This is a genomic window from Nocardiopsis flavescens (assembly GCF_900141985.1).
Lineage (GTDB): Bacteria > Actinomycetota > Actinomycetes > Streptosporangiales > Streptosporangiaceae > Nocardiopsis > Nocardiopsis flavescens.
The window spans coordinates 1-18255 of sequence record NZ_FQZK01000038.1 but is presented as its reverse complement, the minus strand read 5'-3'; the positions used below and the strand labels follow the sequence as shown (position 1 = coordinate 18255).

12 protein-coding genes are annotated in these 18255 nt (G+C 74.7%); 9 read left to right on the top strand and 3 right to left on the bottom strand.

Annotated elements, in window-relative coordinates; all coding sequences use genetic code 11:
• Nucleotides 1–23 precede the first annotated feature (23 nt).
• Nucleotides 24–1166 carry an N-acetylglucosamine-6-phosphate deacetylase gene (gene nagA, locus BUE45_RS29600; RefSeq protein WP_073384221.1) on the bottom strand — a complete coding sequence of 381 codons (1143 nt, stop codon included), beginning with the start codon at nucleotides 1164–1166 and terminating at the stop codon, nucleotides 24–26.
• A 644-nt stretch (nucleotides 1167–1810) separates the two neighbouring features.
• Here nagA and BUE45_RS29590 point away from each other — a divergent pair.
• A complete protein-coding gene (locus BUE45_RS29590) occupies nucleotides 1811–2326 on the top strand; it encodes an NADPH-dependent FMN reductase (RefSeq protein WP_073384220.1) in 516 nt (171 codons plus the stop codon).
• Nucleotides 2327–2377: 51 nt separating this feature from the next.
• On the opposite strand, the gene BUE45_RS29585 is transcribed toward BUE45_RS29590, so the two are convergent.
• On the bottom strand, nucleotides 2378–3283 hold the full coding sequence (locus BUE45_RS29585; RefSeq protein WP_073384219.1) for a hypothetical protein: 906 nt from the start codon (nucleotides 3281–3283) through the stop codon (nucleotides 2378–2380).
• A 205-nt stretch (nucleotides 3284–3488) separates the two neighbouring features.
• Here BUE45_RS29585 and BUE45_RS29580 point away from each other — a divergent pair, with 205 nt between their 5' ends.
• The 8 genes from BUE45_RS29580 to thiC all read left to right on the top strand — a co-directional run bounded on the left by BUE45_RS29580 (nucleotide 3489) and on the right by thiC (nucleotide 17189).
• Nucleotides 3489–5453: a GDSL-type esterase/lipase family protein gene (locus tag BUE45_RS29580; RefSeq protein WP_084738158.1), complete on the top strand. Its 1965-nt coding sequence runs from the start codon at nucleotides 3489–3491 to the stop codon at nucleotides 5451–5453.
• 9 nt (nucleotides 5454–5462) lie between these two features.
• Nucleotides 5463–7268: an MmpA family trehalose lipid delivery protein gene (locus BUE45_RS29575; RefSeq protein ID WP_073384218.1), complete on the top strand. Its 1806-nt coding sequence runs from the start codon at nucleotides 5463–5465 to the stop codon at nucleotides 7266–7268.
• On the top strand, nucleotides 7268–7408 hold the full coding sequence (locus tag BUE45_RS32760; protein ID WP_178378694.1) for a hypothetical protein: 141 nt from the start codon (nucleotides 7268–7270) through the stop codon (nucleotides 7406–7408). The genes BUE45_RS29575 and BUE45_RS32760 overlap by 1 nt, the downstream gene beginning before the upstream one ends.
• 233 nt (nucleotides 7409–7641) lie before the next feature.
• Complete coding sequence (locus tag BUE45_RS29570; protein WP_073384217.1) at nucleotides 7642–8916, top strand: glycosyltransferase family 4 protein; 1275 nt, start codon at nucleotides 7642–7644, stop codon at nucleotides 8914–8916.
• The gene (locus BUE45_RS29565) at nucleotides 8913–13358 is read left to right on the top strand and encodes an alpha-(1->3)-arabinofuranosyltransferase (RefSeq protein WP_073384216.1); all 4446 of its coding nucleotides are present in this window, start codon (nucleotides 8913–8915) and stop codon (nucleotides 13356–13358) included. The genes BUE45_RS29570 and BUE45_RS29565 overlap by 4 nt, the downstream gene beginning before the upstream one ends.
• Complete coding sequence (locus BUE45_RS29560; RefSeq protein WP_073384215.1) at nucleotides 13355–14383, top strand: cell envelope lipid trafficking protein PgfA; 1029 nt, start codon at nucleotides 13355–13357, stop codon at nucleotides 14381–14383. Before BUE45_RS29565 ends, BUE45_RS29560 begins: the two co-directional genes overlap by 4 nt.
• 10 nt (nucleotides 14384–14393) lie before the next feature.
• The gene (locus tag BUE45_RS29555) at nucleotides 14394–15251 is read left to right on the top strand and encodes an SOS response-associated peptidase (RefSeq protein WP_073384214.1); all 858 of its coding nucleotides are present in this window, start codon (nucleotides 14394–14396) and stop codon (nucleotides 15249–15251) included.
• A 255-nt stretch (nucleotides 15252–15506) separates the two neighbouring features.
• A complete protein-coding gene (thiC, locus tag BUE45_RS29550; protein ID WP_073384213.1) occupies nucleotides 15507–17189 on the top strand; it encodes a phosphomethylpyrimidine synthase ThiC in 1683 nt (560 codons plus the stop codon).
• On the opposite strand, the gene BUE45_RS29545 is transcribed toward thiC, so the two are convergent.
• The gene (locus BUE45_RS29545; RefSeq protein ID WP_073378321.1) at nucleotides 17186–18145 is read right to left on the bottom strand and encodes an IS481 family transposase; all 960 of its coding nucleotides are present in this window, start codon (nucleotides 18143–18145) and stop codon (nucleotides 17186–17188) included. The genes thiC and BUE45_RS29545 overlap by 4 nt on opposite strands.
• Between the last annotated feature and the right edge of the window lie 110 nt (nucleotides 18146–18255).

Genomic DNA, 18255 nt, shown 5'->3' with positions numbered 1-18255 from the left:
CGGAAAGCTGGGGCGACACGCCGTCACCGTACCGGCTCGCCCCGGTACAGCACCTCGGCGACCGAAAGGTCGCCGTCCAGGACCAGGAGGTCGGCGGGCGCTCCCGCCTCGATCCGGCCCGCCCCCGCCAGGCCCAGGGCCGCCGCCGGGACCGACGACGCCGAGCGCACCGCCTCGGGGACGTCCACCCCCAGGCCCTCCACGGCGTTGCGCACCGCCTGGGGCAGCACGATGGTGCTGGAGGCGATCGCCCCCGTCTCCACCAGGCGCGCCTCCCCGCCGCTCACCCGCACCCGCAGGTCGCCCAGGGTGTACTCGCCGTCGCCCAGGCCGGTCGCCGACATCGCGTCGGTCACGAGCGACACCCGCCCGGCCCCCGCCGCCGCGAACACCAGTCGCGCCGCGCCCGGGTGGACGTGCACGTTGTCCATGATCAGCTCCACGGTCACCCGCTCGTCGCCGAGCAGGGCCGCGATCGGGCCCGGGTCGCGGTGGCCCAGCGGGCGCATCGCGTTGTAGATGTGGGTGGCCACCGTCGCCCCGGCGTCCACCGCGGCCAGCGTCGTCTCGTAGGACGCCTCGGTGTGCCCCACCGCGGCGACCACGCCCGAGGAGGCGGCCGCCCGGACCAGGTCCAGGGCCCCGGGCAGCTCCGGGGCCACCGTGACCATCCGGACGTGCCCCCGGCCCGCCTTGAGCCAGGCGTCGAACTCGGAGGTGTCGGGGTCGCGCAGCAGGTCCGGGTCGTGCGCGCCGCACTTGGAGCGGGCGATGAACGGGCCCTCCAGGAAGATCCCCGCCAGCTCGCCCGCGTCGCACAGCTCGGCCAGCGCCGCCACCTGGCGGACCGTGTCCTCGGGGGTCGCCGCCACCAGGCCGCCGACCATCGCGGTCACGCCGCGGGAGCGGTTGAACCGGACCGTGGCCAGGGCGCCCTCGGGGTCGGCGTCGGGGAAGGCGTGGCCGGCCCCGCCGTGCACGTGGACGTCGACCAGGCCCGGCGCCACCCAGGCGCCGCCCAGGTCGCGCACCCGCCCCGCGGGGGCGGGGGCGGAGTCGGGCTCCAGTGCCGCGATCCGGCCGTTCTCGATCCGGATCCGGCCCCGGTGGACGCCGTCGGGGGTGACCACTCGCGCGCCGGTGAGCGTGACGGGGGCGTGCACCATAGTTCGTGACTCTCTCTCGCTTCGCACCCCGTGCGCAGGGCTGGTGTGTCGCACATTACATTCGTGTGACCGGGCCTTCGGGAGGCGGGGCGTGCGCGCCCGCTCCGGCCCGCGCACCCCCTGCGGAGCTGGGGAATCCCGACCCTCGGGACGCCTGTCCGAAAGGTGGACCGTCCGATCCGGAGCGGAGCGGTCCCCGGGCGGGTCGCCGGTACGCATTGACGATAGCGGCCGTGCCGCCCCATGATGGAGGCATGTCCGCCGGTGAGCTGCTTGTCCAGCGCCTGCACGTCGATCTCAGACAGCAGGCGAGCGCGCTCTGTCGTAGCTAGCGCCCAGCGGGGCCCGCGCCCCGCTCCACGGGTGTACCCCGTGGCCCGACTCTCGCAGACACCGGACGCTCATCTTCTCCCAGTTCTGGGTCCCGGACCGTACAGCGGTCCGAGGGAGCACACTCCTGCCAGACCCGACACACCACGTCCTGGACGACGAGGTCCGCGCACCGTGTCGGTAAGAGGAACGACGGTCCTCTCCGGTGTCACCGAACCGCAGTCCCCACTGTCGGGGAATCAGGTCCCGATCACCGCCCCCGACGGTTCCCCCGGTCGATCCCGGCTCGCTCTGACCGAACCCAGGAGTTTCGCATGACCCGCTTCACCGTGCTCGTCGCCGCCCCCCGTTCCCGCGCCTCCGTCCGCTCCACCGCCCTGGCCGCCGCCGCCGAGGTCGCCTCCCGCGCCGGCGTCTCCGGGGCCCCCGAGGTCATCGACCTCGGCGACCTGGGCCCGGAGCTGCTCGCCGACTCCTCCGCCGCGGTCGACGCCGCCCTGGAGAAGGTGCGCGAGAGCGATGTCCTGCTGGTCGCCTCGCCGCAGGCGCACGGCACCTACACCGGACTGCTCAAGGTGTTCCTCGACCGCCTGCCCGAGCTGGGGCTGGGCCACACCGTGGCGGTCCCCCTCGCGATCGTGGACGACCTGCGCAACAGCCACGGCATCGAGGAGGACCTGCGGATCCTCCTGGCCGACCTGGGCGCCTGGGTCGCCGAGCCCGGCCTGATCCTGGCCGAGGACGAGACCGGGCGCCCCGAGAACGTCGTGCGCGCCTGGGCCGACGTCGCCGCCCCGGGTCTGCGCCAGGCCGTCTCCGTCTCCGCCTGAAGACGACGGCCGCCGCCGTGCCGCCCCCGGGGGCGGCACGGCGGCGGCGTGTCAGCCGCGGGGGAGCGAGGCGGCGCGCTTGCGGCTGGTGTCGGCCTCGGCGCTGGCCGCGTTGCCGCGCACCAGCACCACCACGACCAGGGTGAGGGCGAAGCCGCCCACCCGCAGTGCCAGCAGCACCGGGTCGTCGGGCAGGCTCTCCCCGAACAGCAGGGTGCCCGCCACGACCATGAACACGTTCCCCACCACGTTGGACACCGGCGCCGTGATCGAGGCGCGGGACCGCTGCAACGAGGTCTGGAACAGCACGATCCCCACCGCCCAGCCCAGGGCGTACAGGTAGGGGAACGGGGAGAGCAGCGCGGGGAGGACCGCGTTCCACAGGCCGTGGTCGCTGAGCAGCCCGCCCAGGCCCTTGCCCTGGAGCCCGGCGCTCCCCTGGGCCAGGCCCGCGGCGGCGCCCATCGCGGCGGCCGACACGTACCGGCCCCGGCCGCCGACGAACGCCACCACGGCGACGCAGGCGACGACGGTGGCCACGCTGACGCCGACCAGCAGCGGGGTGTCCGCGGTGGTGCCGGTCTCCCCGCCGTCGGCGGTCGACAGGCCCAGCAGCCCCAGCGCCACCGGCATCAGGCCCAGGGCGACGTACTCGCCGCGGGTGATGCGCTCGCCCAGGACGAGGGTCATCACGAGCAGGCCGCACGCCACCCCGGCCGCGAAGGCGGGCTGCACGACCGACACCGGGGCCAGGCCCAGGGAGACGATGAGGCCGACACTGCCCAGGGCGGCGAACACGCAGCCGAGCACCCAGCGGGGGTTGCCGAGCAGGACGCGGGCCAGGTGCAGGGGCCGGTTGACGGAGATCGACTCCGAGCCGTGCAGCGCGCGCTGCTCCACGGTCAGGCCCACGGTGTAGACCACGGCGGCCAGCAGGGCGACCACGAGTCCGGTCACGGGGCGCCTTTCGGATCGGGGACGGCGGTCCGGGAGGTGAGGGGGAGAGGGGGCGTCGCCACGCGGTACCGGGTGCCGCTAACGTCATGCTCTGCGGCCCTCTCTCCAACGGAGGGGCGTGCGCGGGTTGACGGCTTCCATATAACCAGTTCTAGTCTGGTGGGGCCAGCGCGGCTTCGAGTCCGCCATGACCTGCCGACGGTATATGGGCGGGGCGGATGTTGGTATAGAACGCGTTCCGATATCGCTGCGGCGATGGAATCGGGGAACGGTGCGGGACCCGGGTGAGCCCGAGGAGGACACCTCCGCGTCCTCTTCGGCTGAGGGCGGAGCCGAGCCGAGTGCTGCCCGCGGACCGCGGCCGTCCCGGTGGCGGGGCGCCGCGCGGACCGCGCTCGCGCGCGGCCGCGACGCGCTGCGCGCCGGGACGGCCGAGCGCCTCGCGCACTGGAACACCCTCACCTGGCAGGACTTCAGCTGGCGCACCCTCACCTGGCGCGGGCTGGCCGCCTGGCGCCACCGCGGGTCCGCCGCCTCCCGCCCCTCCCGTTTCGAACCCGGGCCCCTGGGCCTGCTCGGCGTCATGCTGGCCGCGATGGCCGTCACCCTGCTGTTCATCCAGACCGGGTCGTCCGGGCTGACCGGCGAGGGCGACCCCGCCGCCGAGGCGCCGGTCCCGGTTCCCGGTCCGCCCCCGGGCGAGCTCAGGGTGATGGCCGTCGGGGACTCCCTCACCCAGGGCAGCAGCGGCGACCACACGTGGCGCTACCACCTGTGGCGCCACCTGGCCGGCAGCGGGGTCCCCGTCGACTTCGTGGGCCCTCGCGAGGGCCTCCACGGCCTGGACGGCGGGCGGGACGACGACTCCTACGCCGAGCCCGACTTCGACCGCGACCACGCCGCCCGCTGGGGGGCGTCCGCGGGGGAGCTGGCCGACGAGGTGTCCGTGCTGGCCGCGGAGTACGGGCCGCACTACGTGCTGCTGCTCTCCGGGCTGGAGGACATCCTGTCCGGCGGCAGCGCCGACCTGGCCCTGGAGGGCGTCGGCGAGACCGTCTCGACCGTGCGCGTGGTCCAGGGGGAGACCCGCTTCGTGGTGGGCGAGCTGCCCCCGGTGGAGGGGACCGGCGACGACGGCCGGGCCAACTCCGAGATCACCCGCTTCAACATGGGCGTGGTGGCCCTGGCCGAGCAGCTGACCTCGGCCGAGTCCCCGGTGGTCGTCGCCCGTGTGGCCGACGGCTACTCGCCCGGCCGGGACAACTGGGACGAGGCGCACCCCAACGCGCGGGGCCAGCTGCGCATCGCCGCCGCGTTCGCCGACGCGCTCGCCGACCCCCTGGGGGTGGGCCCGCCCCACCCGAGGCCGCTGCCCGACCTGGAGGTCGGCCCGCTCACCGCGCCCGAGCCGGAGCCGGAGGAGACCGACGAGGGCCTGGTGCTCCGCTGGCAGACCGTGCCGGGGGCGACCGGCTACCGGGTGACCCAGCGCCGGGTGGGCCCCGACCCCGACGGCGAGACGGTGCTGCCGCTGGAGGTCGAGGAGGACGGCGGGGAGCGGTCCGCCCTGGTGGAGGGGCTGTTCAGCGGGGCCCGGTACGAGTTCACGGTGATCCCGTTCAAGGGCCGGGACTCCGGCCGGCCCTCCGAGCCCCTCCAGCTGGTGTGGCACGAGGACCCGCCGGCGGGCCCCGACTGGATCCGCTTCCAGGACGGCGGCTCCACCCTGGTGTGGGAGCGGGTGGAGGACGCCACCCACTACGAGGTGTGGGTGCGGGCGCTGGAGTGCTCGTTCGCCGACGACCGGCGGACGCCGGCGGACGCCGGCCTGGGCTCGCGCTCGCCCGACGACGGGACGGACGAGCCGCCGCCCGGCGGCGGGGAGCCGAGCCCGCCCGACCCCGAGCCCCAGCCCACCCCTACGCCCGGGCCCGAGCCCGGTCCCGCCCCCGAGCCGCCGGCGCAGCCCCCGGCCTCCGGGGAACCCCGCTGCGAGCGGCGCGACAACCGCGGGCCCGACGACGGCGAGGGGTGGCGCACCCTGGGCGCGACCGGCGGGGACCCGCGCTGGTCGGTGACGGTGTCGGGCCGCTATGAGATCGTCGTCCGGTCCTACCGTGATTACGTCGAGGGAAGATTCTCGGACTCGATCCTGACGGCCCGGCCTTAGGGGGTGCGGATGTCTCGCTGGCTGCCCTGGGCGGTGGGCCTGGTCTCCGCGGTGCTCGCGCTGGGGCCGGCCCTGGGGCGCGGCTACGTGCTGCGCTACGACATGGTGTTCGTGCCCGGCCTGTCGCTGCCGACGGTGCTGCGCGGGGCGGACGGGTTCCCCCGGGCGATCCCCAGCGACGCCGTGGTGGCGGCGCTGTCGCGGGTGCTGCCGGGGGACGTGGTGCAGTCGCTGGCGCTGGCGGCGGTGTTCGTCGCGGGCGCCGCCGGGGCGGCCCGGCTGGCGGCGGGGGCCCTGGGGTCCTCCCGCGCGGGGGCACGGGTCGCGGCGGCTGCCGCGGGCCTGGCTTACGTGTGGAACCCCTTCGTGGCCGAGCGCCTGCTGCTGGGCCAGTGGGCGGTCCTGCTGGGCTACGCGGGGCTGCCGTGGGCGGTGGCCGCGGCGGTCCGCCGCGCGCGGGCCGCCGCGTACACGGCGGGGGTGCTGCGGTCCCTGGTCCCGGCCGCGGTCGGCGGCTTCTCCTCGGTGGTGCTGACCGCGCTGACCGCCGGTCCGGCGGCCCTGTGGGGCCGGGGCGGGCCGGCGCGGGGCGCGCTGTTCGCGGGGGCGCTGGCCGTGGTGTCGCTGCCCTGGCTGGTGCCTTCGCTGGCGGCCGGGGCGGCCGGGGCGGCGACCGACCCGGCGGGAGTCGAGGCGTTCGCCCCCCGGGCGGACACGCCGCTGGGGACGGCGGGGTCGCTGTTCCTGCTGGGCGGGGTGTGGAACGCGAACGCCGTGCCCCCGCACCACGGGGACCCGGTGCCGGTCGCGCTGCGGCTGGCCCTGTGCCTGGCCGCCGTCGCCGCCTGGGCGTGGTGGGTGCGCCGCGAGCGCCCGGCCTTCGGCCCGGGGCTGACGGCGGCGGCCGCGCTCGGGTTCGCCGTCGCGCTGCTCGGCGCCTCGGCGCCGGGCCGGGAGCTGACGGCGGGGCTCATCGACCTGTGGGCGGGCTTCGGTCCGCTGCGCGACGGACAGCTCTACGTGGCCCCACTCGCCCTGCTCCAGGCGCTGGGGCTGGGCGCCGCGGTCCACTGGCTCACCCTCCCCGCGGACCCTCCCGCGCGCGGCGGCCGGGGCGCCGGGGCTTTGGGCCTCGCGGCCGGGGCCGGGGCCGCGGTGCTGCCGGTGGTGCTCTCGTCCGGCCTGTGGTGGGGGGCCCAGGGCGCGCTGGAGCCGGTGCAGTACCCGCGTGCCTGGCGGGAGGCGCAGGCCGCGGTGGCCGCCGACGACCGGCCCGGGGCGGTGCTGGTGCTGCCCTGGAGCGCCTACCGGGGCATCTCCTGGTCGGGGGAGCCGGTGGTGGTGCTGGACCCCGCGACCAAGCTGTTCGACCGGCGCACGCTCTGGAACGACGACCTGGCGGTGGGCACCCCCGACGGCGGGACCGTGGTGGTGCGTGGGGAGGACGCCCGGGCGCGGGAGGCGGCCCGGGTGCTGGAACCGGACCCGCAGACGGGGCTGCCGGAGTCCCTGGACGCGGTGGAGCTGGCCGGTCTGGGCGTGCGGTACGTGGCGCTGTCCGCCCCGGTCGATAACCGGTTCTGGTCTGAGGCGGAGGGCTTCTCGGTGGTGGTCGAGGGGGCCGACATGACCCTGTTGGAGGTGCTTCCGCCCCTCGTCTATGCAGAAGAAGCGGATATTTCGGGGTTGGAAGTTACCGGAGGGTTAGTTACAGTTGGGGCAATCATCTGGTCTGTAGCTAGATCAGGTTCTAGTCTCGGGTTCCAGCGCACCGGCTCCGAACGGCGTCCGGGCGCGCGGAAGGAGATCCCCTAGTGATCAAGGTAATCGCCGCCTGCGTGATCGGTGCGGCTCTGGCTGGCGGGTCGGCCTACATGGTCACCAACCTCGCCACCGAGTCCACCGCCACCGCGGAACCGGTGAACGAAACCCTCTACAACTACGGCGACCGCTAGGCCGCCCGCGTTCGATCGAGGCCCTCCGGGCGCCTCGCCCCCAGCGGGGCGCCCCTCCGTCCCCCTCGTCCCGGCGGTCCCCTTTCCCGGCCGCCCCCATCCCCACAGACGTCCGGTCGATGGGTCCGCTCGGCGTGCGCTCCGCTCTTCCCGCACGCCCTCGCTCTCCGTTTCCAAGCGAATCCGGAGGGTGGCGAGCGCTCCGGGTCCCGGACCGCGTGGAAGGAGAGCGCGTGGTCTTCCCGAAGGTCCACCACCGAGACCTGCCCGCGGTCGCCGCGACCCCGGCCCCCGCCCCGGCGGAGGCCGGAACCGACCCCGGCCCCCGCCTCGACGGGGTCCGCCTGGTCATGGTCAACTGGCGCGACCCCTGGCAGAGCGCGGCCGGGGGCGCCGAGGAGTACGCCTGGCGGATCAGCCGCCACCTGGCCGAACGCGGCGCCATCGTCACCTTCCTGACCAGCCGCGAGCCGCACCAGGCCCGGGTGGAGACCCGGGACGGGGTCGTCATCCGCCGCATGGGCGGCCGGTTCACGGTCTACCCGCGCGTCATGGCCTGGCTCGCCCTGTGGCGCCGCGAGTACCGGCTGGCCTTCGACTGCATGAACGGGATCCCCTTCTTCTCCCGCCTGGTCCTGCGCCGCCGCACCCGGGTCGTGAGCATCGTCCACCACGTCCACGACCTCCAGTTCAACGCCTACTTCCCGGCGCCCCTGGCGTGGTTCGGCCGCTTCGTCGAGTCCGCCGTCGCCTCGCGGGTCTACCGCCGCTGCACCACCGTCACCGTCTCGGAGTCCTCCCGCCGCGCCCTGCGCGAGAAGCTGGGCTGGCGCGCCCCGGTCGAGATCATCCACAACGGCGGCGTGCAGGGCCCCCTAAGGCCGCTGGACGACGCCCCGGAGGACATGGGCGACCCGGCGATCGTCAGCCTGGGCCGGCTCGTGGTGCAAAAGCGCGTCTCCCAGGTCGCCGGCCTGGCTCGCGCACTGGAGGACGAGCACCCCCGGCTGCGGGTCCACATCATCGGCCGCGGCCCCGAGGGCTCGCACCTGGCCGACCAGACCTCCCGGGACGGCACCGCCGACCGGGTCCGCCTCCACGGGTTTTTGCCGGAGGAGGACAAGAACAGCGTCCTGGCCTCCTGCCACCTGCACGTCACCGCCTCCGAGTTCGAGGGCTGGGGCCTGACCGTCATCGAGGCGGCACGCCTGGGCGTGCCCACCGTGGCCTACGATGTGGACGGACTTCGCGATTCGGTGCGAGACGGCGAAACCGGGTGGCTGGTGCGCGACGGCGAAGAACTGGCCGACGTGGTCTCCCGGGCACTGAAGGAGCTGTCCGACCCCCACCGCAGGGCCGCCGTGCGGCGGGCCTGCCGGGACTGGGCCGAACGCTTCACCTGGGAGGCCAGCGGCGCGGAGATGACCCGCCTGGTCGCCCGCGAACTCGGCCTCCCCGGCGGCTCGGACGCCCCCGGCACCACGTCAGGCAGGAAAGCAGAGAAGTGACTTCGGCGGAATCCACCGCCAGGCGCGAACCGGAGGATTCCAGGACACCGTCCCCCGTCCCCGGGGGAGTGGACGAGAAGCTGCTGCGGCGGCTCAAGGTCCTCGCGGTGTGCCTTCTCCTGGGCGCCCTGGCGGCCAGCATCGACCCCGGTCGGATCGTCAGCGACACCAAGCTGGACCTGACGGTCAACCCCCTGGGGTTCATGGAGCGCGCCCTGCACCTGTGGGACGCCTCCTACTTCGGCCAGATCCAGAACCAGGCGTACGGGTACTTCTTCCCCAACGCCCCCTTCCACCTGCTGCTGGACCTGCTCGGCATGCCCGAGTGGCTGGTCCAGCGCTCGTGGATGGCGGTGCTGCTCGTCGCCGCGTTCCTGGGCGTGTACAAGGTGGCCGGGGCCCTGGGCATCGGGACCGTCAACACCCGCATCCTCGCCGGGATCGCCTACGCGCTCGCCCCCCGCGTGCTGACGCTGCTGTCGTACAACTCGGCCGAGCTCCAGCCGATGCTCCTCCTGCCGTGGGTGCTGCTCCCGCTGGTCCTGGGCGCCCGGCACGGGTACCCCCCGGCCCGCATGGCGCTGCTGTCGGGCGCAGCGTTCCTGCTGTGCGGCGGCACCAACGCCGTCTCCGAGCTGGCCGTCCTCATCGTCCCCGGCCTGTACCTGATCACCCGGCGCCGGGGGCCGCGCAAGCGGCGGCTCATCCTCTGGTGGTCGGCGGCGGTCGTCGCCGCCACGTTCTGGTACGTCGCCCCGCTGCTGCTCATGTCGCGGTACGTGTACTCGTTCATGCCCTACACCGAGGACGCCGCCGTCACCACCGGCGTCACCTCGCTGCTCAACGCGCTGCGCGGCACCTCCAACTGGATGGGCTTCCTGCCCGACCAGGGCAACACCGCGCTGCCCTCCGGCGCCGCCCTGTCGCTCACCCCCTGGCTGATCGTGGTGACCGCGCTGGTCGCCGGACTGGGCCTGGCCGGGCTCATCAACCGGCGCACCCCCGAACGCCTCTTCCTCGTCACCAGCCTGCTCACCGGCACCGCGATCATCGTCGCGGGCTTCACCGGCGACCTCACCGGCCCGTTCGCCGGGACCGTGCGCGAACTCCTCGACGGCGCGCTGGCCCCGTTCCGCAACGTCCACAAGTTCGACGCGCTCATCCGGCTGCCGCTGGTCCTGGGCCTGGCCCACCTGCCCGTGGTGGTCGCCCGGGACCGGGCCGACCGGCGCGGCGAACCCGTCTCCGGGCGGGTGCGGCGCACCGTGGCCGCCGCGTGCTCGGCCGCCTTCCTGGTCACCCTCGTTCCCATCGCCACCGTGGGCGTGGCCCCCGCGGGCGGCTTCACCGCGATCCCCGGGTACTGGCACGAGGCCGTGGACTGGCTGGACGACCGCTCCGGCGAACGCGGCATGACGATGGCGCTGCCCGGCTCCGCGCGCGGCGAGTACGAGTGGGGCCGCCCCCTGGACGAGCCCCTGCAACCGCTCCTCGACGGCGCCTGGACCAACCACCAGATCATCCCCTGGGGCTCGGCCGGCGTCTCCCGGCTCACCCACGAGATCGACCAGCGGGTCTCCTCCGGGCGCGGGTCGGAGGGGCTCGCCGACACCCTGGCCCGGATGGGCGTCACCCACCTGCTGGTGCGCAACGACCTCCAGCGGGTGGACAACCACGGCGGCTGGCCCGCCCGCGTCCACCAGGCCCTCGCCTCCTCGCCCGGCATCGAGCCGGCCGCGGAGTTCGGCGCGCCCATGGGGTCCCTGGACCACCACTCCGCCTCGCAGTGGTTCGACCAGCCCTACCCGGCGCTGACGATCTACGAGGTGGAGGACGCCGCCCCGACCGTGGGCGTGGTGCCCGCCGACGAGGCCGTCCGCGTGACCGGCGGCCCCGAGTCGCTGCTGCACCTGGCCGAGCAGGGCCTGATCACCGACGACCGGCCGGTGCTGCTGGGCGACGACCCCGGGACCGAGCGGGTGTCCGCCGAGGACACCATCGTCACCGATACCGCCCGCCGCCGCGAGGTGGTCTACCCCGACGTGCGCCGCAACGTGTCCGCGACCCTCACCGAGGACGAGGAACTCGAACGCGACGTGCCCGCGCCCGACATCACCGACCCGGCCTGGGAGGAGTACACCGCCCACGCCGAGGACATCGGGATCGCGTCCGTGCGCGCCTCCTCCTCCGAGGCGGGCGCGGGCGCCCGCGCCGCCGACCGCGACCCCGGACACGGGCCGCAGGCCGCCCTCGACGACGACCTGACCACCTCGTGGCGCTCCAGCGCGTTCACCGGCGCCTTGGGCGAGTGGATCGAGGTGGAGTTCGACGAACCGCAGGACCTCGCCGGGCTGGCGGTCGCGTTCGAGCAGTTCGCGAACGACCCTCCGCCCTCCCGGATCAGCGTCATCACCGACACCGGCGAGGTCGACGTGCCCGTCGCCCAGACCGACGAGCCCCAGGAGGTGGCGGCCCCGCCCGGCGCCACCACCACCCTGCGCCTGCGCGTGGACGAACTGGCCTGGGAGCCCGAGTACCGGTTCGGCACCCGGGTGGGCGTCTCCTCCCTCTCGGTGCCCGGCCTGGAGCCCGCCCGCACCCTGCGCGTCCCCGGCCCGGCCGACGCCGGGACGCTGCTCTTCACCGGGTCCACCGGCACCGCGCCCGGGTGCATGGAGGGCTCCCACGTGTGGGTGTGCAACAGCGGCCTCCAGGTGCAGGGCGAGGACGCCCGCCGCCTGGACCGCACCTTCGAGCTGTCGGCCGACGCGGCCTCCACCCCGCACTCGGTCTCCGGCGAGGTCGTCCTCACCGACCCCCGCGAGGCCGAGAACGCGGCCAACCGGGCCGGCACCCACCCCTACGTCACGGCCTCCTCCACCGCGGTGCAGCACCCGGCCGCGATGGGGCGCGGCGCCCTGGACGACGACGCGAGCACCGTCTGGTACCCCGACCCCGAGGAGAAGCGCCCCTGGCTCGACATCGACCTGGGCGAGCCGGTGGAACTGGGGCACCTCACGGTGGACTTCCCGCGGGCCGACAGCGTGCTGCGCCCGATCAAGGTCACGGTCGAGGGCGGCGGCACCGTCCGCGAGGGGTGGCTGGACGGCAGCGGGCGGGTCGGCTTCGCCCCCTTCACCGCCGATGAACTGCGGGTCACGTTCGAGCGGCCCGAGGGGCAGGCCCTGGAGATCGGCACCATCGCCCTGCCGGGCGTGGAGCCGGTGGATCCGGCCCCCGAGGCCGACGCCTCCACCGCATGCGGCCTGGGCCCGACCCTGCGGGTCAACGGGCAGCGGGTGGAGACGCGCATCAGCGAGGGCACCCTCGCCGACCAGCTCGCCGGGCGCCCGCTGCGCTACGAGAGCTGCACCGGCCTGGACCTGGTGGAGGGCGGGAACCGCATCGTCGTCGACCCCGGGAACCGGTACGAGGTCCGCTCCGCCGTGGTGGCGTCGGGCGAACCGCGGGCCGAGCGCCCCGAGGTCTCCCTGACCGCCCCCGCCGCCGTGCACGCGTGGGGCCCCGGGGAGCGCCGCCTGGACGTGGAGGCCGTCGAGACCGACTCCTTCCTCGTCGTCAACGAGAACTACAACGAGGGCTGGCAGGCCCGCCTGGAGGACGGGCGGACCCTGGAGCCGATCCGGCTGGAGGGCTGGAAGCAGGCCTGGCTGCTGCCCGCCGCAAGCGCGGGGACCGTCACCCTGTCCTACACCCCCGACGCCGCCTACCACCGGGCCCTGGCCGCGGGCGGCGCCCTGGCCGCGCTGCTGGCGGTCGCGGCCCTGTGGCCGCGGCGGCTGCTGCCGGGCGGCCGTGCCGCCGCCGCGGGGGAGCCCCGCGGTGCGCGCGCCCTGCCCGGGGCGGGGGAGGCCCGCCCGTCGCGGTGGCTCGTGCTGCCGCTGGGACTGGCCTACGGGGTCTGGGTCTCCGGATGGGCGGGCGCCGCCCTGGTCGGCGCCATCCTGCTGTGCGTGTGGTGGCTGGGCCGCCGCGCCCCCACCCGCCTGCGGCACGCCAGGCCGGGCAGCCCGTCCCTGGGCGGGCGGGCCCTGCCCCACCTGGCCGGGCCCTGGCCGGTCGCGGTGTCGCTGGGACTGGCCGGGCTGGCGATGGCGGCGGGCACCCACATGGCGGTCCACCTGCCGTTCCACGACGTTACGGACGTGGTGGGCCAGCCGCTGCGCGGCTGGGTCGCCCAGCTCCTGTGCCTGCCCGCGCTGGCCCGGCTCGTCCTCGCCCTGGGGCAGCGGCCCGACCCGGCGCCCGCCGACGCCCACCCGGCCGCCGCGCACCGGGCGGCGTCCGGCGAACCGGGCGGGGAGGACCCGGGGCGGCACGCCGCGCGGGACCCCCGCACCCCGGACGGGCCGGGGGACGGACCGGACCCGGCGGCCGGCGGCGCCCCCCGGGAGAGCGACCACGAGGAGGCGCGCACATGAGCGCGGACGACACCGCGCGGCGGCGCCTGCCCCGGGGCACGGTCCCCGCCGCGGTCGGCGCCTTCCTGCTCACCCTGGCCGCGATGCTGCCGCTGTACGTGTACGACCGGGTGGCGGTGCTGCCCGCCCAGGGCCGGTTCGAGGTGACGATGGTCGCCGACGGAGCCGGCTACCTGGACACCTCGCGGTGGGAGTGGGTGGACGGCGTGCGGATCATCCGCAACACCTCCGTCTCCGCCCAGCCCCACGGCCCGGACTGGTCGGCGTGGGAGATGTCGGTGGACACCGTCGCCGAGGGCGCGATGATCGACCACTGGAGCCGCCGCGTCATCGTCGACCGGGGCACGGGCCGCTCGGTCAACTGCTGCGGGGAGCACGTCAACGGGGACCGCGCGGTCCGCCAGGCAGGACTGGTGTTCTCCTGGCCCGCCGGGGTGGGGGAGGCCGACCACCCCTTCTACGACGCCGAGGTGCGCGCCGCGCCCCTCATGGAGTTCGAGGGGACGGACGAGGTCGCGGGCCTGTCCGTGCGCCGCTACACCCAGGAGGTCTCCGCCACCCAGGTGCCCGAGTCGGCCCGCGAGGTCCCCGCGCGGCTCTTCACCCCGGGGGCCCAGGGCACGGTGACCGCGGGGCGCTGGCTCCAGGTCGTGCGCACCTACTGGGTGGAGCCGGTGACCGGCACCGTCGTCAACACCCACGAGGCCCGGCTGGAGACGCTGCGCCCGCAGAACGCCGACGGCGAGGTGCACCTGCTCTACGCCGAGCTGGGCCTGCGGGAGAACCAGATCGCGGGCCGCGCCGAGCAGGCCCGGGTCCGCTCCCTGACCCTGCGCGCCCTGGAGTCGTGGGCGCCCTGGGCGCTGGGCCCGGCCGGAGGGCTGCTACTGGCCGCCGGGGCGGTGCTCGCGCTGCGCGACCGCTCCCGCGGCGGGGGCCGCGCCGGGGACGACGCCCCCGCGGTCGCGGACGCGAAGGCGGCCGATTCCGGTGAGACTGCTGGGAACCGGGTGCCGTCGGCGTAGGATCGGACGCATGTGCGGTCGTTATGCCCAGTCCAGGAACGTGCAGCAGCTCCGGCTCGACTTCGGCCTGCCGGAGGAGGCCCTGCCCGCCGACGACGTGGACACCCGCGCCTGGCCGCCGCTGGAGGAGCTGGAGCCGGACTACAACATCTCCCCCGGCCGCCCGGTGTACGCGGTGCTCGGCCCGCCGCCGCGGGGCGCGGACGGCGGGGAGCCCGGTCCGCGCTCCCTGCACACCCTGCGCTGGGGGCTGGTCCCGTCCTGGGCCAAGGACCGCAACGTCGGCTACCGCATGATCAACGCGCGCAGCGAGACCGTCGCCGACAAGCCCGCGTTCCGCACGGCGTTCCGCCGACGCCGCTGCCTGCTGCCCGCCGACGCCTACTACGAGTGGCAGCTCGTCGGCAAGGACGGCACGGTCCAGGCCAGCACCTCGCCCGCCACCGACCCCGAGCACAAGAAGCGCAAGGCCAAGGCCGACAAGAAGCCCTACTCCATCCACTACCCGGGCGACGGCGAGCCGCTGGCGATGGCCGGGATCTTCGAGCGCTGGCGCGACCCCGAGGTACCCGAGGAGGACCCGGCGGCCTGGGTGTGGAGCTGCGCCGTCATCACCACCGAGGCCGCCCCGGAACTGGCGCACATCCATGAGCGGATGCCCGTGATCGTGCCCCGGCGAGACTGGGCCGCGTGGCTGGACCCGGCGACCGGGCCCGACGGGCTCGCGCACATCCTGGGCGCCACCCCGGCGGGGCGGCTGGCCGTGGACGAGGTCTCCACCGAAGTCAACAGCATCAAGAACAACCGGCCCGACCTGCTGGTGCCGCTGGAGGCCGGGAGCGGACCGGAGCCGGACACCCTCTTCTGAGGCCCGTGCCCGGCCCCGCCCGGGCGGCTCCCGGCCGCCTTCTCCCGGCCCCGGGGGTCTGGACGGGACGGGGGTGCGCCTGTGTACAGTGGCCGGGGCCGCCCGCCGCGCGGGCGAGCCCGGGCACGGCGCCGCCGTGTCCCACAATCGAATACGCAACGCGGGAGCTCGCGCCATGGCGGGCTGAGAGGGCGGCTCAACGGTGTCGCCGACCGCAGAACCTGTTCGGGTAATTCCGACGTAGGGAGGCATGCCATGACGGCCACCGAGAGCCGTGACACCGGTCCCGCCACCGGGGAGCACCGGGTGACCACTGGTCCCATCATGGGATCATCCAAGGTCTACCGGGAGATCGAGACCCCCGAGGGCTTCACCCTCCGCGTCCCCCGGCGCCGGGTGGGACTCACCGACGGCGGCCACTTCGACCTGTACGACACCTCCGGCCCCTACACCGACACCGCCGCCCGCATCGACGTCCGCGCCGGGCTGCCCCCGGCCAGGCGGCCCTGGACCGACGCGCGCACCCCCGTGAACGGGGCCGGCACCCAGCTCGCCCACGCCAGGGCCGGGACCCTCACCCCCGAGATGAGGTTCGTCGCCGAACGCGAGGGGCTGGACCCCGAGTTCGTCCGTGCCGAGGTCGCGGTGGGCCGGGCGGTCATCCCCGCCAACCACCGCCACCCCGAGTCCGAGCCGATGGTGATCGGCAAGAACTTCCTGGTCAAGATCAACGCCAACATCGGCAACTCGGCCGTCACCTCCTCGGTGGAGGAGGAGGTCGAGAAGATGGTGTGGGCCGTCCGCTGGGGCGCCGACACGATCATGGACCTGTCCACCGGCAGGCGCATCCACCAGACGCGTGAGCGCATCCTGCGCAACGCGCCCGTGCCGGTCGGCACGGTCCCGGTCTACCAGGCGCTGGAGAAGGTGGGCGGGGACCCCGCCGCGCTGTCGTGGGAGGTCTACCGCGACACCGTGGTCGAGCAGTGCGAGCAGGGCGTCGACTACATGACCGTGCACGCCGGCGTGCTGCTGCGGTACGTGCCGCTCACCGCCCGCCGGGTCACCGGGATCGTCTCGCGCGGCGGCTCGATCATGGCCGCCTGGTGCCTGGCCCACCACCGGGAGAACTTCCTGTACACCCGCTTCGAGGAGCTGTGCGAGATCCTTCGGGAGTACGACGTGACGTTCTCGCTCGGTGACGGGCTGCGGCCCGGCTCCATCGCCGACGCCAACGACGAGGCGCAGTTCGCGGAGCTGCGCACCCTGGGCGAGCTCACCCACATCGCCCGCGCCCACGACGTGCAGGTGATGGTGGAGGGGCCCGGACACGTGCCCCTGCACAAGATCGAGGAGAACGTGCGCCTGGAGGAGGAGCTGTGCGGCGAGGCGCCGTTCTACACGCTCGGCCCGCTGGCCACCGACATCGCCCCCGGGTACGACCACATCACCTCGGCGATCGGTGCCGCCCGGATCGGCTCGCTGGGCACGGCGATGCTCTGCTACGTGACCCCCAAGGAGCACCTGGGGCTGCCGGACCGGGACGACGTCAAGACCGGTGTCATCACCTACAAGCTCGCCGCCCACGCCGCCGACCTGGCCAAGGGGCACCCGCGGGCGCGGGAGTGGGACGACGCGCTGTCCGCGGCGCGGTTCGGGTTCCGGTGGAAGGACCAGTTCCACCTGTCGCTGGACCCCGAGACGGCGATGGCCTACCACGACCTGACGCTGCCCGCCGAACCCGCCAAGACCGCGCACTTCTGCTCCATGTGCGGGCCGAAGTTCTGCTCGATGAAGATCACGCAGGACGTGCGCCGCTACGCGCGGGAGAACGGGCTGGACACGGTCGAGGCCGTCCAGCGCGGCATGGCGGACAAGGCCGCGGAGTTCGTGGAGCGGGGCGGGCGGGTCCACCTCCCCCTCACCGAGCGCCCCTAGGTGTATTGACCTGAGAGGTTAGGTACGCGGGAAGCGGGAGGGCCCCCGAGGGCGGTGTGGAACCGGTGGTGATTGTAGTGGTGCAACCACCCTGTGAACGCCTCCCGCTTCTCGCTCTCGCTGGTGTAGGGGCGGGCGTAGGCCCATTCCTCGACCAGGACGCGGTTGAACCGCTCGACCTTGCCGTTGGTCTGGGGACGGTAGGGGCGGGTGCGCTTGTGCTCGATGCCCTGGCCGGCCAGCAGGCCCCGCCAGGCGTGGGACTTGTAGCAGGACCCGTTGTCGGTCAGCACCCGCTCCACGACGATGCCCACCGACGCGAAGTAGGCGGCCGCGCGTTCCCAGAACCCGGTGGCGGTCTCCTTCTTCTCATCGGCCAGGATCTCGCAGTAGGCCAGGCGGGAGTGGTCGTCCACGGCGTTGTGCAGGTAGGCGTACCCGGCCCTGGCCCGGTTCTTGCGCCCCCGGGCGCGGCCCAGTGTCTTGTGGCCGCCGCCGTCGGGGATGTTGCCGAGCTTCTTGATGTCCACGTGGACCAGCTCGCCGGGCCGCTCGCGTTCGTATCGGCGCACCACACGGCCGGTGGCCCGGTCCAGGTGGGTGAGGCGGGCGCACTTGTAGCGGGTCAGGACGCGGTGGACGGTGGAGGCGTGCATGCGCAGGTGGCCGCCGATGCGGGCTGGTCCCCACCGGTGGAGGATGCGGAGTTTGATGATCCGGCGCTCGCGGTGGGTGGGGGTGCGCCGGGGGCTGTGGTGGGGGCGGCTGGAGGTGTCGTGCATGCCGGGCTCGCCGAGGGTCCGGTAGCGGTCGGCCCAGCGTTTGGCGGTGGTGGGGCTGGTCTGGAAGCGTTCGGCGGCCCGGCGCAGCGGCCAGCCGTCGTCCACGACGCAGCGGGCCAGGGCCAGGCGCCCGGCGGGTGTGAGGCGGGCGTTGGGGTGGGTAGTGTGGGGCATCGAGGGCCTTCTGGTGAGTCGGTGCAGATGTCGCAATCCACACCGATACCGAAGGCCCTCTTCGTGTGTGTCGGGCGGGGTGGGTGTTACCAACCTCTGTGGTCAGTACA

Excerpts from the sequence above, each read along its gene's own strand:
- BUE45_RS29560 (WP_073384215.1), top strand. The coding sequence starts at position 13,355 with ATGAGCGCGGACGACACCGCGCGGCGGCGCCTGCCCCGGGGCACGGTC.
- BUE45_RS29580 (WP_084738158.1), top strand. The coding sequence starts at position 3,489 with ATGGGCGGGGCGGATGTTGGTATAGAACGCGTTCCGATATCGCTGCGG.
- BUE45_RS29590 (WP_073384220.1), top strand. The coding sequence starts at position 1,811 with ATGACCCGCTTCACCGTGCTCGTCGCCGCCCCCCGTTCCCGCGCCTCC.
- nagA (WP_073384221.1), bottom strand. The coding sequence starts at position 1,166 with ATGGTGCACGCCCCCGTCACGCTCACCGGCGCGCGAGTGGTCACCCCC.
- BUE45_RS29555 (WP_073384214.1), top strand. The coding sequence starts at position 14,394 with ATGTGCGGTCGTTATGCCCAGTCCAGGAACGTGCAGCAGCTCCGGCTC.
- BUE45_RS29575 (WP_073384218.1), top strand. The coding sequence starts at position 5,463 with ATGTCTCGCTGGCTGCCCTGGGCGGTGGGCCTGGTCTCCGCGGTGCTC.
- BUE45_RS29545 (WP_073378321.1), bottom strand. The coding sequence starts at position 18,145 with ATGCCCCACACTACCCACCCCAACGCCCGCCTCACACCCGCCGGGCGC.
- thiC (WP_073384213.1), top strand. The coding sequence starts at position 15,507 with ATGACGGCCACCGAGAGCCGTGACACCGGTCCCGCCACCGGGGAGCAC.